The 14910-nt window shown below is 60.5% G+C and carries 11 protein-coding genes, 1 tRNA gene and 2 pseudogenes; 10 read left to right on the top strand and 4 right to left on the bottom strand.

Going from position 1 to position 14910, the window contains the following annotated elements:
* Positions 1-56 precede the first annotated feature (56 nt).
* Positions 57-1490, top strand: coding sequence for a cryptochrome/photolyase family protein (locus tag ACVWVY_RS24280; protein ID WP_456628736.1), 1434 nt, complete (start codon positions 57-59; stop codon positions 1488-1490).
* Here ACVWVY_RS24280 and ACVWVY_RS24275 read toward each other — a convergent pair.
* Positions 1487-2371, bottom strand: a complete 885-nt coding sequence (locus ACVWVY_RS24275) for a DMT family transporter (RefSeq protein WP_456628735.1) — start codon at positions 2369-2371, stop codon at positions 1487-1489. The genes ACVWVY_RS24280 and ACVWVY_RS24275 overlap by 4 nt on opposite strands.
* A 28-nt stretch (positions 2372-2399) precedes the next feature.
* On the opposite strand from ACVWVY_RS24275, the gene ACVWVY_RS24270 reads away from it, so the two are divergent.
* Both ACVWVY_RS24270 and ACVWVY_RS24265 read left to right on the top strand, forming a co-directional pair.
* The gene (locus ACVWVY_RS24270) at positions 2400-2549 is read left to right on the top strand and encodes a hypothetical protein (RefSeq protein ID WP_456628734.1); all 150 of its coding nucleotides are present in this window, start codon (positions 2400-2402) and stop codon (positions 2547-2549) included.
* A 7-nt stretch (positions 2550-2556) separates the two neighbouring features.
* A pseudogene (locus tag ACVWVY_RS24265) lies at positions 2557-2871 on the top strand (diguanylate cyclase); the annotation flags it as partial.
* A 176-nt stretch (positions 2872-3047) separates the two neighbouring features.
* Here ACVWVY_RS24265 and ACVWVY_RS24260 read toward each other — a convergent pair.
* Positions 3048-3494, bottom strand: coding sequence for a hypothetical protein (locus tag ACVWVY_RS24260; protein WP_456628733.1), 447 nt, complete (start codon positions 3492-3494; stop codon positions 3048-3050).
* 341 nt (positions 3495-3835) lie between these two features.
* Here ACVWVY_RS24260 and ACVWVY_RS24255 point away from each other — a divergent pair, with 341 nt between their 5' ends.
* The 4 genes from ACVWVY_RS24255 (at position 3836) to ACVWVY_RS24240 (ending at position 6835) form a co-directional block, all read left to right on the top strand.
* The gene (locus ACVWVY_RS24255) at positions 3836-4093 is read left to right on the top strand and encodes a hypothetical protein (RefSeq protein ID WP_456628732.1); all 258 of its coding nucleotides are present in this window, start codon (positions 3836-3838) and stop codon (positions 4091-4093) included.
* 51 nt (positions 4094-4144) lie between these two features.
* Positions 4145-4221: transfer RNA gene (locus ACVWVY_RS24250), tRNA-Arg, on the top strand.
* A 166-nt stretch (positions 4222-4387) separates the two neighbouring features.
* A complete protein-coding gene (locus tag ACVWVY_RS24245; protein WP_456628731.1) occupies positions 4388-4606 on the top strand; it encodes a hypothetical protein in 219 nt (72 codons plus the stop codon).
* 1383 nt (positions 4607-5989) lie between these two features.
* Positions 5990-6835, top strand: coding sequence for a hypothetical protein (locus ACVWVY_RS24240; protein ID WP_456632299.1), 846 nt, complete (start codon positions 5990-5992; stop codon positions 6833-6835).
* Here ACVWVY_RS24240 and ACVWVY_RS24235 read toward each other — a convergent pair.
* Together ACVWVY_RS24235 and ACVWVY_RS24230 are read right to left on the bottom strand one after the other, a co-directional pair.
* Positions 6784-7218, bottom strand: a pseudogene (locus ACVWVY_RS24235) (DUF5131 family protein); the annotation flags it as partial. The gene ACVWVY_RS24240 and the pseudogene ACVWVY_RS24235 sit on opposite strands and share 52 nt — an antisense overlap.
* Positions 7219-7615: 397 nt before the next feature.
* The gene (locus ACVWVY_RS24230; protein ID WP_456628730.1) at positions 7616-8086 is read right to left on the bottom strand and encodes a hypothetical protein; all 471 of its coding nucleotides are present in this window, start codon (positions 8084-8086) and stop codon (positions 7616-7618) included.
* 201 nt (positions 8087-8287) lie between these two features.
* Between ACVWVY_RS24230 and ACVWVY_RS24225 the strand changes: the two genes are divergently transcribed.
* From ACVWVY_RS24225 to ACVWVY_RS24215, 3 genes are read left to right on the top strand one after another with little or no spacing between them, the layout of a single operon-like run.
* The gene (locus ACVWVY_RS24225) at positions 8288-9556 is read left to right on the top strand and encodes an NHLP bacteriocin system secretion protein (RefSeq protein WP_456628729.1); all 1269 of its coding nucleotides are present in this window, start codon (positions 8288-8290) and stop codon (positions 9554-9556) included.
* A 58-nt stretch (positions 9557-9614) separates the two neighbouring features.
* Positions 9615-11771 carry an NHLP family bacteriocin export ABC transporter peptidase/permease/ATPase subunit gene (locus tag ACVWVY_RS24220; RefSeq protein WP_456628728.1) on the top strand — a complete coding sequence of 719 codons (2157 nt, stop codon included), beginning with the start codon at positions 9615-9617 and terminating at the stop codon, positions 11769-11771.
* The gene (locus ACVWVY_RS24215; protein WP_456628727.1) at positions 11768-14698 is read left to right on the top strand and encodes an NHLP bacteriocin export ABC transporter permease/ATPase subunit; all 2931 of its coding nucleotides are present in this window, start codon (positions 11768-11770) and stop codon (positions 14696-14698) included. The genes ACVWVY_RS24220 and ACVWVY_RS24215 overlap by 4 nt, the downstream gene beginning before the upstream one ends.
* Positions 14699-14910: the final 212 nt, after the last annotated feature.

Below are 14910 nucleotides of genomic sequence, written 5' to 3'. Positions count from 1 at the left end.
CTTAATGGGCACAACCGTTGGCAAAGCTTAGGAAATTCAATGGAACCTATGCGCGCATGACCGCCATCGTTTGGTATCGCGACGACCTTCGCATTTCCGACCATTCCGCGCTGCACGCAGCCACCAAATCGCACGCGTCGGTTGCGTTCATTTACGTGCTCGACGACAAGGCGCCGGGCGTTCGGCCGCTCGGCGGCGCGGCACGATGGTGGCTGGCGCAATCGTTGCGCGCCCTGCAAGCGAGCCTGCGTGAGCGGGGGGCATCGCTTGTGTTGCGCAAGGGGTCTACGCCCGCGGTCATCGCCGCGCTCGCTCGCGAGGTCGGTGCCGAGGCGGTCTACTGGAACGAGATTGCGCAGGCACCACACCAGGCCGTTGCAGATCAGGTTGCCGCGGCGCTGAGCGAGATCGGCATCGTCACGCACTGCTTTCCCGGCGACCTGCTGGCTTCGCCGAACCAGATCCGCAACAAGGAGAACCGGGGTCTGCGCGTGTTCACCCCGTTCTGGCGGCGGGTGCAGGCGCTGGGCGATCCGCCGAAGCCATTGCCGGCGCCTAAGACGCTCAAGGGCGCACCGAACGTCCCAAGCGACAGGCTGGAGGATTGGAAGCTCGAGCCGACGCGGCCGGATTGGGCTGGCGGGCTGCGCGACACTTGGCAGCCTGGCGAGGCCGCGGCGCAGGCACGGCTCAAGGCGTTCCTCGACGGCTGCATTGCCGGCTACGCGGGCGATCGCGACCGGCCCGACCGCGACGGCACATCGAGGCTCTCGCCGCATCTTCGCTTCGGCGAGATCAGTCCGCGTCAGGTCTGGCATGCCGCGCGCTTCGCCGCGGCCGAGCACCCTCGCCTGTCCGCCGATATCGAAAAGTTCCTCAGCGAACTCGGTTGGCGCGAGTTCTGCCGTCATCTGCTGTTCGACATCCCCGATCTCGCGACGCGCAACCTGCAGCCCCATTTCGACGGCTTTCCATGGCAGCACCATGCGAAAGCCTTGCGCGCGTGGCAGCGTGGCCAGACCGGCTATCCGATCGTCGATGCCGGCATGCGCGAACTCTGGCACACCGGCGTCATGCATAACCGGGTGCGGATGGTGGTGGCGTCGTTCCTGGTCAAGCATCTCCTGATCGATTGGCGCTGCGGCGAACAATGGTTCTGGGACACGCTTGTTGACGCCGATGCCGGCAGCAACCCTGCGAACTGGCAGTGGGTGGCAGGCTCGGGCGCCGACGCCGCACCCTATTTCCGTGTCTTCAATCCGATCCTGCAGGGCGAGAAATTCGATCCCGATGGCGTCTATGTCAGGCGCTGGCTGCCGGAGCTGGCGCAATTGCCCAACAAGCTGATTCATCAGCCCTGGACCGCAACGCCGCTTGAACTCGCAAGCGCGGGCATCGAGCTCGGCAAGACCTATCCGCGTCCGATCGTCGATCACAAGGCCGGCCGCGAGCGCGCGCTAAAGGCCTACGCGACGATCCGCGGCAGCTAGGCCTTTGCCGGCGCATTGCGATTGACCAGCAGCACGGCGCCGGCGCAGGCGATCATGCCGAAAATCGCGATAGCATCGAGCCGCTCGTCGAACAACACGAAGGCCATCAGCGAGGTCACGGCTGGCACCAGATAGAACAGGCTCGCCACCGATGTCGCGGCCTGGTGCCGGATCAACCAGTACAGCAAGCCGATCGAGCCGATCGATAGCGCCACCGCAAGCCAGGCCAACGCAAGAATGAATTCGCTGGTCCAATGCACCGTGCGCGCTTCGAACAGGAAAGCGCCGATCGTAAAGAACACGGTCACCGCGACATATTGCACGAGGTTGCCGCTGCGCCAGTCGATGCGGCTGCAATAGCGCCGCTGGTAGAGCGTGCCGAGCGTGATGCTGACCAGCGATACAGCCGACGCAATCCAGCCCCAGCCGGCCTGCCCACCCATCGGCCGGTCGTGCAGGATCAGCGCAACGCCGGCAAGCCCGATCAACAGTCCGCCCCATTGTATCGCGGTCACGCGTTCGCCCAGCCAGCGGTTCGCAATGGTGGACGTCAGGATCGGCTGCAAACCCGGGATCAGCGCTGAAAGGCCCGCGGGAATAGACAGCGAGATCGCGATCGCCGTGCCACCGAGATAGATTCCATGCACCAGAATGCCGGCGACGGCGCTGTGCCCGATCTCGATACGGTTCGGCCATGCCGGCCGGGCAATGGCGCAGATGACGGCCATCAGTATCACCACGATCGCCATTCGGATCGCCAGATACGTCAACGGATCGGCATTGTTGACGACATACTTGGTACCGATGAAACCGGTGCTCCACAGCAGGACGAAAACCGCCGGCGCCGCACGGGCGGCGAACTTGTCAAAATCCTCTGTCATTGCCGCCCCTGTTGCCCGATCATATGCTATGCGGCAAGAACTGATCGCGCGGGGAGACCCGCGCGATTTCACGCGGCTTGCCGAACCGCGCCGCATGCGTGTGATCGACGCCGAGCGCGCAGCCGAGCTTCGCAGGGCGAACATCCGGCTGTCGGAGCTTTCCAACACCGTTCCCTGACCGGCGCATTCAATCGCCGGTACCTCGACCAGTTTGTGCAGCAATCGTCCACCTCGGTCGTTCCCGCGCGCGCTGGCAAGGCGTACTGATGATCGACGTCGATCATTTCAAGCTGTTCAACGATTTTGGCGGCCACGCCGAGGGCGATCATTGCCTGAAGCAGATTGCCGAGGCGCTTCGCCACGCCATGCGTTCCGAGGATGATCTGGTGATCCGCTACGGCGGCGAGGAATTTGCGGTCATCCTGCAGGACGCCGACCTGACCGAGGCGCGGCAGGCGGCAGAGCGCCTGCGTGAGGCCGTGCGCGATCTGAAGATTCCACATCCGGGCTTGGGCCAGGCCGCACGGTTTCCATCAGCATCAGCGCCTGCGCGGTCGCACCGGAAGAGAGCATCAGCGATGCCCTCACCCGCGCCGACAAACGGCTCTATGAGGCAAAACGGGCCGACCGGGATCGCGTCGCAGCCTGAGCGGCGGCCAGTGCGATCAACGTGCGATCACCACTCTTCCGGGCAGGCATCAACGATCTTCCAGAGCTCGCCGCCGTTCTTGATCTTCTTCATCTCGGTGGTGAGCCCGCCATTGCGGCGGATCCAGTCCTTCACCGTATCCGGATAATAGGACATCAGGTCTGAGGTGCCTTCCAAACTCGTGACCTTCATGCCGAACGTGAAGGCCTTGTCGTAATAGGCCTGGTGGAAACCAAGGCTCGCCTTCGGCGTCACGCAGATCTTGTTCATCGGCACGATGCCGAACACCAGCGTGCAGGCCGAGTTGCAGATGCCGTCGATGATGACGCGCTCCTTGCGCTCGCGGATGAGCTTGTACTTGGCCTTGTACTCCTCGACATATCCGCCGTGATCGCGCCTGATATGCAGGTCGGCGCGCGCCGGGCTCGCGACCAGCACACAGAGAGACAACAAGGCAAGAGACGTGATGCGCATGGGTCGATCGGAAACCGGGTAGCCGTGGTTAGACGCGGGATAGTCGGTCCGTAGAATGAGGACAAGACAGCAGAACTCTGGCCGGACTGTGTTGGGAATTCGTTAAGCATCCCTTGAGGCCAAAAATGGGCGCTTTAGGGTGGGTTTCCGGAGCTTTTCTATCCGTTCTCCTAGAATGCGAAATCAGATCCGCCCAATTCCAGGCCGGCACAAGTTTCGATCGAATTAGAGGCTAATCTCCTATCTTATTGTTTTAACTATATTTTTTCCTTCACACAAGCGCGGCTATCCGTCCAGCTCGAAATCGCTATAGTTTCAGGCAGGACTTCCGGAGAATCGAAATGACCAAAGCGAAGTTTTTGATTGCCGCCGCCCTGCTGTCCGCCGCGACCCTGGCCCCAAACCTGGCCGACGCCCGCCATAATCGGTACCACCTGCATAATTGGGGCCTGCCCTACCCAATCAGCTACCTGCACAATTACGGTCCCGGACTGCAGCCCGGCACCTTCGCCTTTTATGATGGCCCCTCCACCGTCCTCTGCCGCCAGGGCGCCGCTGCCTATATCGGCCAGGACCGCCGGCGGCATCCCTGCTACTGACATTCGGCTGCTAGCCCTGCCGGGCCAAGTCTGATAATCGGCAGACCGCACGCGCTCGTAGCTCAGCTGGATAGAGCATCGGATTTCGATTCCGAGGGTCGGGAGTTCGAATCTCTCCGAGCGCGCCACCAAAAACCCTTGCAACGCAGCCACTTCTTTCATTTTGAGCTTGTAAATTTAGCTCCCGAAAAGGCGTCAGAATCCGAATTTGGGTCCATTTTTGGGTCCGCGTCGAAACGTTGGGCGGCCGCAGCCGATTGACCGATTCCGCGGCCGGCACCACGCTGCCGCCCCATGCAGCGCGATGTCATGGTGATCAGTCTGGCGGTGCTCGGCGGCTACGCGCAAATTAGGCGCGTCCGGGTGACGCTGCCGTTGGTGCCGGCGTTGCTCGACGAGGCGGACCATAAGTATTGCCTGCCGGACGATCTGCCGCCGCTGTCCAAGGTCGATTCCCAGCCGCTCGGCCGGCAGCGAATTTATCACCGGCCGCGGTTGGGCGAGCCGGTCTAGCCGGTGGTGTGACCACGCCGCGCCGGTTGCCGCGGCCGGTGCCGATCGGCTTAAATGCGGACTATGCCCGAACTCACCCGCCGCCGTGATCCGTCCCGCGCTGCTTGCTGGTTGGTCTACTACGGCGACGTTCGCGTCGGCACCCATGTTCGCGCAAAGGCATTCCGCCGGATCTTCTCACCGCCTATAGGAGTATGAGCGTCAGCAGGATGGGCACCACGACCCCAACGCCCCCACAGCAGAGCGTCCTGCACGGTTTCGCTACGCGAACGCCGCTTAAGGGTCATGAGGCCAACCTCAATTTCGCAACACTCACTGTGTTTGAAACATTCGACTATGCGAAAAGCGCCTGTGCGTTGGTTTGTCGCTGGCCCTTTGGTCCGGCGGCCCCGTAAACCTGTCTCCACGGACGCGTTGGCGCGCGTTCACAAGTAATTGGCGCGAACTCACAAGTCATTGACCACAAATTGCAAGACCGCGCAGTGCAAAAGGTCGCGGATTGTTTTGTTAGCCCGGTCAAAAGAAAGAAAGCCAATCTTGAACTATCAGTTCAGCCAGGAAGAAGTCACCTTGCTCCGCCTTGCGCTCGGCGTTCGCCCATAGCGAGAGTCGTGCCTGCTCCTAATGGCCACGCCTGATCGACTGTTATCTCGTTATGATCAAATCCGGCCTTGAACGGGCCTTCATAATATTTTGCGATCGACCGACACCAGTTTGAACCAGTCGCTCGTCTCGGCGGGCGGCGCGAGGTTGCCTCCGTCGATATAGGTGCGGAAATGAAGCCGGTGATTGCCTCAAGGGTGAACGAGGCACAGCGCTAAAGACGTCTCTCGATCATACCAAGGAAGCGGCTTAGCAAGCGGCAGGCCGGCGCCCAGTCCCTCTCAGCCTGCGACTTCTTAGAGCGTTCGCGTCAAAGCGCGACCAGCAGTACAAACGAAAGCGCGGGACCGAAACCCCGCGCCCTACTCGCTCACCGCCTCTGGTCGAGGTTCCGGTGACGCACATCACGGTCGTTGACTTTGGGATCGGCTATCCCGGACGTGTGTCGAAAAACACATTGCGAGGCAACCGTTACTGCTCTTTGAACCTTGGAGGTTAAATGACTCGGATTAGAATTTCCCATAGCTGGCGGACCATTCGCGGTGCGCATATTCGAATCGTCCACCGGCGTAGAGTTGGGATTCCCGCATGGCGTATTTCCGCTCGGCTTACGCGCGTTTGATCTCGCGCGGGTCGCTCTCGATCAACGTGGCGACAATCTCGAGGCTCGAAACCTCGGAGCCAGCCCGCATCTCCGATCGGGCCTCTGATCGCGCTCGTTGGGCGGCAATCCGAGGTTGGATCCTGCTCGTCGCCGGCCTCTGCATCGCATTGGTGGCTATGCTGAGCGGTTCAGCGCATGCCGGCGTCGCCCTCGAAGCACGCAAACTGCCGATGAAGTTCACCTGGGTCGATTGCCAGCCGAATTGCCGGGGCTGGGTCAGCGCGGCCGGTATCGTAACCGCCGATAGTCCAAGGGAATTTGATGAGTTCGCCCGCGGCCGACAGCTCGGCGGCGTGACCATCGTGCTGGATTCCAGCGGCGGTTCGGTCAACGACTCGATCGCGCTTGGACGGCTCTGGCGCAGTCTCGGGGCGCTGACCACTGTCGGCATCAGCGATCAGACCAATACCGCGCAGAGCGCTCCTGCCAACATGGCGCCCGTGGCGTATTGCGAATCAATGTGCGTGTTCCTGCTGCTCTCGGGCAAAACGCGCTACGTGCCCGAGACAGCCCATGTTCGGGTGCATCAGATCTGGCTCGGTGACCGCGCCAATAACGCCAAGGCCGCGACCTACAGCGCAGATGATCTGATGGTCGTGGAACGCGATATTGGGCGTCTCGCTAAATACACCTTCGACATGGGCGGCGCGGGTGATCTGTTGTCGCTGTCGCTGAATGTGCCGCCGTGGGAAGATCTGCATGAACTGTCTCGGGACGAATTGCAACTGACCAACCTCGTCACCACCGATATGGTTGCTCAGGCGGGTAGCACCAATGCAGCGATGGTCGAGCTGACGCCCAAGCCGGTGCAGGCTCGCTTTGTAAGCAGCGCGGTTGCGCCGGAGCCGGCGAAACCTGTCAGGTCGGCTGAAGCTATAAGCCGCACGGGCGGCATGAGGGCGGCCGCGGATCAGGACATTGCGACGGCGCGCGGCATTTCATCGAACGTACGCCCGCGATAGTGTCTGCCGGTGCTCTTCTTGCGAACGCCGCCCCACTGTTTGAAGAAAAACGCCGTCCTTGCCTTGCGACATGCGGTTTCAATCTCCGCGACCCACTGCTCCGCCATCGGACGCGAACGCGGGCCACTCTCGCCGCCGACGATTGCCCACTGGATGTCCGTCAGATCGGCCCGAGCCACGGACCCGAGCAACGGCTCAAACGAAACAAAACTAACGGCAGCATCGACCTTGCGCAGATCGTCAATGCGCCCAAGATAATCGGCGCTCTCGACGCTGGTCCCGAGCCACACGTTCGGCAGCACCGGCAGCGATGCGGTGATGTCCGCCATCCGGTCAGGTCGCTTCGTCAAAATCTGATAGGTGTGCTGCGGCGTTGTCTGCATTGCACGTTGCTGGTCGAGCAAGGTACGTCCTCTGATGCCTTGTTTCTTGTGCTGGATGGCGCGCTCGCGGTGGACCGAAAAGATCATGTTGGCTTGCCGTCGTCGGCCGGCTTACCGGCCTCATCGGTCAGCAAATTGTTCATCGTCTTGCAATCGCGTTCGGAACGAGCGCCATCGACGCCTTCTACGACGATCGCGATCGTACGTCTTCGATTTTTGTGACACCGCTTTTTTCTTTCAGACGACCCGGTATTCGTGATCCGCATCACGGTGAAACTGGACTGCAGGCTTACTCTGCTGACCAAGGATTGAAAGGAGACCCCTCCCGCTCAACCCTATGCACAACTCGCATTTTGAAATTACCGGCCACTGCGGCGGCCACATTCTTTTCGCCGGGTCAAAGGCGAGCTCGAATGGAAGCCAATATGCCTGTCGTCTTGTCGATGATGTTTACTGCCTGCTGAGTCTTGCCTTGCGCCAACGGATGTTTTGCACACTGCTCAGATAACTGAACCAGCCGTTTTCTTTCGCTCATCAAGATCATGCTGCTGTTGTCGATGGCAAACTTGACGATACCCCGCATCGGATTGTTGTCGCCAAAGTCGGTCAGATCTTTCTCCATCGTGATCAGATAATCATAGCTTGCTAGTTCGTCGGAGATCTGGAGAAGTTCCCGGATGATCTCGTTAATACAGCCGGCGTCGCCGCTGGAAACATCGGGGCGCTTTACGGTTTCGACAAGGTCGCTCATGAGGTTGGCAAAGAGTGGCTTAAGGCTCTCCGCCTGCTTGAAATCGCTCTCGGACAGGATACCCGCGCAACACACACTGGGTAGCAACAGCCCAAGCGCCAAGCTTGCCGCCAGCATCTTTCGCTTCATTCGCGCTGGGCACGAAAGTCTCGTGGTGCCGATCAGCCCGTGCGTCACAATTGGTCCCTTCCTGCCGCCCCTTATTGTTAGACGGTCGATTCTGTGCAAATATCCGACATCGTCGACTTCAGTTCATCAATTGCATTGCGTGCGGATATGTCGACGTCTGAACCGCTCCGAACACCGGAGCATAAGAGCATGACCGACGGACCGCAACGGGCATTTCGCGCCGCGGCTCTTGACCGGGCTGCGTCTCCCGAGCAGCTCGATCATGTCGTTGTTATCACCAAGCCCGCTGATTGGATTTTTACCCTTGTGCTGTGCATCGCGCTTATGGCGGCCGTGCTGTGGGGCATCTTTGGGCGCGTGCCTACCCGCGTCTCGGGCGAGGGAATCCTCATCAGCAGGGGCGGTAAGGTCGTCGATGCCGTATCCGCCGCTGCCGGACGGCTGCAGGCGGTCTCAGTCGCGGTGGGCGATCGCGTCAGCAAGGACCAGCCCATCGCCGAGATCGTTCAAACCGACATCAAGCAAAAGCACAACGCAGCCACCGAGGTCTTTGATGAACGCGAGCGGGAGCACGCCGACCGGGTGTCGAAAGTTGCAAGCGAGCTCGCCGCCAAAAGCCAGAACTTTGCAAAACTTGAAGCCGCCCTGCAACAGGCGATCAAAGCAACGATCCAACGCATCGAATATCTCACCGTCGACGTCAAAAACCTGGAGGATTTGCTAGCCAAGGGATATACGACGCGGCGCAATCTGGAAGAGCGACGCCGCGAGCTGGCCGATGCACAACAACGCCGTACTGACGCCCAAAACGAGATTTTGAAGTTACGGTCGCAGAAGACGGATCTGGAGACGGAGCGCGGGCGCGAAATTCAGCGGTCCGAGTTTGCCCTCAACGAGGCCCGGCGGCAAATGAATGCCACCGCCGAACAGCTGAGCCAGAACACCAAAGTGATCAGCCCGATGGACGGGCGGGTTTTGGAAGTGAAGATTTCGCCCGGTTCGGTGCTGGCCGTCGGCACAGCGGTGATTGCGATCGAAAGCGAAGGCGCCAAGCTCGAAGCCGTCGTCTATATTCCCGCCGAACGGGGTAAATCCATCAAGCCGGGCATGCAGGTGCACCTCGAGCCGAGCACGGTCAAGCGCGAGGAATTTGGCATGATGCTGGGCAGCGTGGTCAGCATCTCCGATTTTCCGATGACGCCGCAAGGCATGGCCGCACTGCTACATAACGACAGCCTGGTTTCACGCTTCTCGCGCGAAGGTGCCCCCTACGCGGCAACGGTTGTGCTCGATGAAGACGCCTCCACCGCAACCGGATATCGATGGGCCGTTGGCGAGGGGCCGAGCATTAATCTCACGAGCGGAACGTTGGCGCGGGCCGAGATCACAACACGCCGGCGGCGCCCCCTCGATCTGGTAGTACCACTGCTCAAGCAAATCACGGGAATTGATGGATAAGCCTACTCCAAACGAGCTAACCGGCAAGCGCGGGCGGCCCAAATCTTACGTCAACCGCATGGCGAGCTGGTTGCCGCGCCGAAGCATCCGACGGACACCCATCATCCTGCAGATGGAAGCCGTCGAATGCGGTGCGGCAGCGCTTGGCATCATTCTCGCCTATTACGGGGCGTGGATTCCGTTGGAGCAGCTTCGTATCGCATGCGGCGTATCGCGCGACGGCAGCAAGGCGAGCAACGTCATCAGAGCGGCGCGCCGATACGGGCTGACGGCGAAGGGCTACAGCGTCGAACCCCCGGCACTTGCCGAAATGGCGATGCCTTGCATCATTCACTGGAACTTCAACCATTTTGTGGTCCTGGAAGGAATTGACAAAAAGCGCGCCTACATAAACGACCCCGCGAGCGGGCGGCGGCGGATCGATCTGGTCGAGCTCGACCTCGCCTTCACCGGCGTTGTCCTGGTGTTTGAACGCGGCGAAAAGTTCGAGAAGGTTGGCAGCAAACCGAAGGGCATACGCCTGCTCATGCGTGAGCTGCGCCAATCAAAGAAAGCGGTGGCCCTGCTGGTTGTTGTCAGCATCGCCGCGGTCGTACCCAACATTGTTGCCGCGGGCTTCTCAAAAATCTTTGTTGATGACATTTTGATCCAGCACACGCGCGGCTGGCTTGTGCCGCTCCTGATCGGCATGGCGCTGACGGCGGCCTTCCGGGCCTTTCTGACCATCCTGCGCCAATCGCTGCTGTTGCGGCTGCAGACCAAGCTCGCCGTCGTGATGACCAGCCGCTTTCTGTGGCGCGTCATGACGCTGCCGCTGGAATTCTTCACCCAACGCCACGCCGGCGATATTTCGAACCGCATTTCAGCCAACGAACAGATCGCCCAGCTGCTTTCAAGCGGCATTGCCGCCAATGCGCTCAGCCTGATGTCGGTGGTCTTGTTCGCCGCGGCTATGGCTGTCTACGACGTCGCCCTGACCGCGCTTTGCGTCACAATCTCTTTGATCAATGTTCTTATCCTGCGGCTTGTCGCTCCACGCCGCCAGGAACTGAGCTATAAGTTGGGGCTCGAACAGGGAAAGCTGCTCGCGGCGACCGTGGGCATGGTACGGACCATCGAAACAGTCAAGGCAAGTGGGTTGGAAGACGACGCCTTCGGCAGGTGGGCTGGCCTTCAGGCCAAAAACCTCAACGCAGAACAGAGGATCGGCGCCTCCGCCATCATATTGGACATGGTCCCGACCCTGCTCACGGGCCTCACGATCGCCGCGATTCTTGGTTTCGGAGGCTGGCGGGTCATTCAGGGCTCGCTGACATTGGGAGGCCTCGTGGCCTTCCAAACCTTGGCAATGAGTTTCTCCGAGCCTTTCGTCGGTCTCGTGAACTATTTCGGCGGCCTGCAAACCATGAAGGGATCGCTCGAAAGGCTCGAGGATGTCTACCGGTACCCGCTAGCGCCGCCAACGCCGACACATGTGGATGCGTTCCCGCCCAAGCTTGCCGGCCGACTCGAACTTCACAACGTCAGCTTCGGCTATTCGGTGCTCGAGCCGCCGCTTTTGGCGGATCTTTCGCTGGTGATCCCTGCCGGTTCACGAGTCGCGCTCGTCGGTGTGTCGGGCAGCGGAAAGTCAACCCTCGGCAAACTGATCTGCGGACTGTACAGACCCTGGTCGGGCGAGATTCGTTTTGATGGATGGAAGTTGACGGATGTTCCTGCGGACGTTTTTGCGAACTCCGTCGCCTATGTCGACCAGGACATCTTTATGTTCGAGGGAACCGCACGAGACAATTTAACGCTCTGGGATTCAACAACCGATGAGCGCCACCTGCTGACAGCGGCCAAGGACGCGCTGATTCATCAAGACCTCGCGATCAGACCGGGCAATTATGACTGCTACGTCAATGAAGGCGGCACGAACTTCAGCGGCGGCCAGCGTCAGCGCATCGAAATCGCCCGAGCTCTGGTTTGCAATCCCTCGATCCTTGTCCTGGATGAAGCGACGGCTGCACTTGATCCGATCACCGAAAAATCCATCGACGACAACCTGCGGCGCCGAGGCTGCAGCTGCATCATCATCGCGCACCGCCTGAGCACGATACGCGATTGCGACGAAATCATCATGCTCGAACGCGGTCGAATCGTTGAACGCGGCACGCATGAAGAGCTTCTTGCGCTTCAGGCCTCCTACGCCAAACTGGTGGCGCGCGGATGACAGATCGATTTGCCAGCGAAAATTTCATTGGGCATCAGCGCGAGGTGCCGATCGGCCTGTTGCACCGGACTGCGCTCGATGCGCGTCGCCCGATGCTTCTCAGCGACCACGAACACGTTCTTCAAGTGGCCGCGGGTCATGTCGATTTGTTTGCAGTTCAGCCGACAGGCACGCGCCAGCATTTGTTCCGTCTCGAAACCGGCGAAGGCATTCTGGACCTGCACAATGCCTGCGAAACCTCGGGCAGCCGGTTGCAAATCATCGCCGTCGGAGCCCCCGGGACGGAGGTTTTGGAGGTGCCGCGAAGTGCTGCGTCCTTTGGACATGTGTCTGGCTGGATTGCCCACTTGGCGACGTTCATGGCCCGCTCGGCGGCAAGCGAGACCATTTCCGAGCAGGTGGGCGGTGAAGCGATTGAACTGCAGCCGGGCGAGCGCCGCCGCAGTCCGATGCGGGACCTCGTATGGGCACGCCTCGAAACCGGAACGGTAAAGCTCATGAGCCTCGGCCCGAGCTTCGCTCCCGGCCAACCTCCCCTCCCTTTGACCGCTGGAGTGTGGGTGGAAGCCGGCGAGCACGGGTGCAAATTGCGTCTCGACGCGGATCCGCCGGATGCCCTACTCCTCTGGCCCGCGATTGATCGATTCCAGCTGGCAGTTATAGCCCAACTTGAGCGCAGCCTGGCAGAAGGCGCCATTCAAGAGCGGGAACAGCTAGCCCGGCGTGGCGAACTCATTGTATCGCAAACACTCGACTCGTTTGAGCGGCTCTCTGATGTCGTGGTCAGAAAGCCCGATCGCGCGAAATCAGAGTGGGACCCGACGGACCCTCTGCTTTGCAGTTGTCGCATCGTCGGAGAAGAACTGGGAATACCGATTACGCTCTCACAGCGAGCTCAGCCCGCAGGGCAGGCCTTCAGCGAGATTTTGGACATCGCTCGCACGGCCCAATTGCGGGTCCGCCGTGTGGTCCTGCGCGATGTCTGGTGGAAGACCGATGTTGGACCGCTCCTCGGTTGGCTTGGAGACCAACGCAGTCCAGTGGCTCTGGTGCGCAATCGGGGGAACACCTACACGATGTTCGATCCGAAAGGCGGAGGGCATCGCTTGGTCGATCGCTCCGTTGCCGGCGAGCTCAATCCGGAGGCCATCGCTTTCTATCCAGCGTTGCCGTCCCACCCTCTTCGATACCGCGATCTGCTTACCTTCGCGATGCGAGGCGTCTCAGGTAGCATCGCGCGCATCGCGTTGGCTGTTCTGGCAATCGGGCTACTGTCGCTGATGCCGCCATTGCTGACGAATGTCCTGGTCAGTTCGATTATCCCACGCACCGAGATCGATCAGCTCGTTGTTTGTGCGCTTGCGCTGACGGTCACCGCTATGTCGATGGCCAGTCTGCAGATGATGCAAGGACGGGTCACGCTAAGGCTCGAAGGTCTGCTCGACTATAAGCTTCAGGCCGCGCTGATCGACCGACTGCTCCGCCTACCCACCTCTCTGTTTCGCGAATATACAAGCGGCGATTTGGTCGATCGCGCCATGGGCATCAACGCCGCTCGCCGGATCTTCACCGGACGCGTGCTGCGCGGCTTTACGGCCTCGTTCTTTTGTCTCTTCAGCATTGGGCTGATGCTCTACTATGACCTCCGTCTGGGCGCCATTGCACTGCTGCTCACGATGATCAGAGCGGCTGTGATTCTTGCCACGAGCGCCCTGCGACTCTACTATGAAACCAGACATTTCAACCTGCAAGGCAACGTCAGCGGCTTTGTGCTGCAACTGATTACGGGAGTCAGCAAGTTGCGCGTGGCAGGCGCAACGGCGCGCGCGTTAGCGCGATGGTCGCAACAATTTGCCGTGCAGAGACGCTATTTTATCGTCTCGCAGCAAGCGGCGAACGCGCTGGCCACCTTTGACAGCGCCTTTCCGATGCTGGCGAGTTTGACCATCTTTGCGCTTGCCTCCTACACAAACAGTCGCGTCCTGCTCGATCTCGGCGCTTTTCTCGGCTTTCTGGCAGCGTTCGGACAGACCATGGCCGCGATCGGCACTTGGGCCTCGAGCGTCAGCGAATCGCTGGTGGCGATTCCACACCTCACCCGCTTGAAGCCCGTGATTTCCACCTCGGCCGAGATCTCCGGGGAACGGCGATCGCCTGGAGAACTATCCGGAGAGATCGAACTTTCCGGCGTGGTCTTCCGCTATGCGCAAGGCGGGCCGAAGGTCCTGGATGACGTCAGCCTAAGCATTGCGACCGGTGACTACGTCGCGATCGTCGGTCCCTCAGGCAGCGGGAAATCGTCGCTCTTTCGTTTGCTGCTCGGTTTTGAGCGGGCGGAAGCCGGCACGGTGTTTTACGACGGCAAGGCGCTCAACACGCTCGACATCAGCGCGGTACGCCGTCAGCTTGGGGTGGTGCTGCAAGATACCAAGCTCGCAACCGGAAGCCTTTACGAAAACATCTGCGGCGGCGTTGATTTGTCGCTGGAGAAGGCGTGGGAGGCCGCCCGACTGGCGGCGCTGGATGCCGACATCTCGCAGATGCCGATGGGCATGCATACGCTGGTCGCGGAAGGCGTGAGTACGCTGTCAGGCGGTCAGCGGCAGCGACTATTGATCGCCCGGGCTCTTGCGCGTTCGCCACGGATTCTTCTGTTTGATGAGGCAACCAGCGCGCTCGACAACCAAACCCAAAGCATCGTCGGCGCCTCGCTGGAACGACTGAGCATCACGCGGATTGTGATTGCGCATCGCCTCAGCACCATCCGCAATGCAGATCGTATTGTCATGCTCTCGCGCGGCAAAATCGTGCAAACGGGAAGCTTCGCAGAGCTCATGAGCGAGCCGGGACCGTTTTCGGATTTTGCCGAGCGGCAGTTGGTTGAACCGGCTCATCGCCAGCCTGACGGCGGCGGACAGCGATCCTGAAACATCATGTGCACTTCACAGTCCTGCGAACCGAAATAGGGACTAGCAAGAGCCCACGTGAGCGAAGTCGTCTGGGAGACCACAGGGCGACCTCCAGAAGAGCACAGCGGTTGTGTGGAGCGGACCTGGGGCGGAGGATCTCTCACCTTCCAGGATTTACAGGGTTTCCTGATCGCTTTTGATGGACCCGGCCGGGCCATCCCCCGTGGGGT

The sequence above is a fragment of the Bradyrhizobium sp. URHC0002 genome (assembly GCF_054059515.1).
This window is presented reverse-complemented; position numbering and strand designations above follow the sequence as displayed.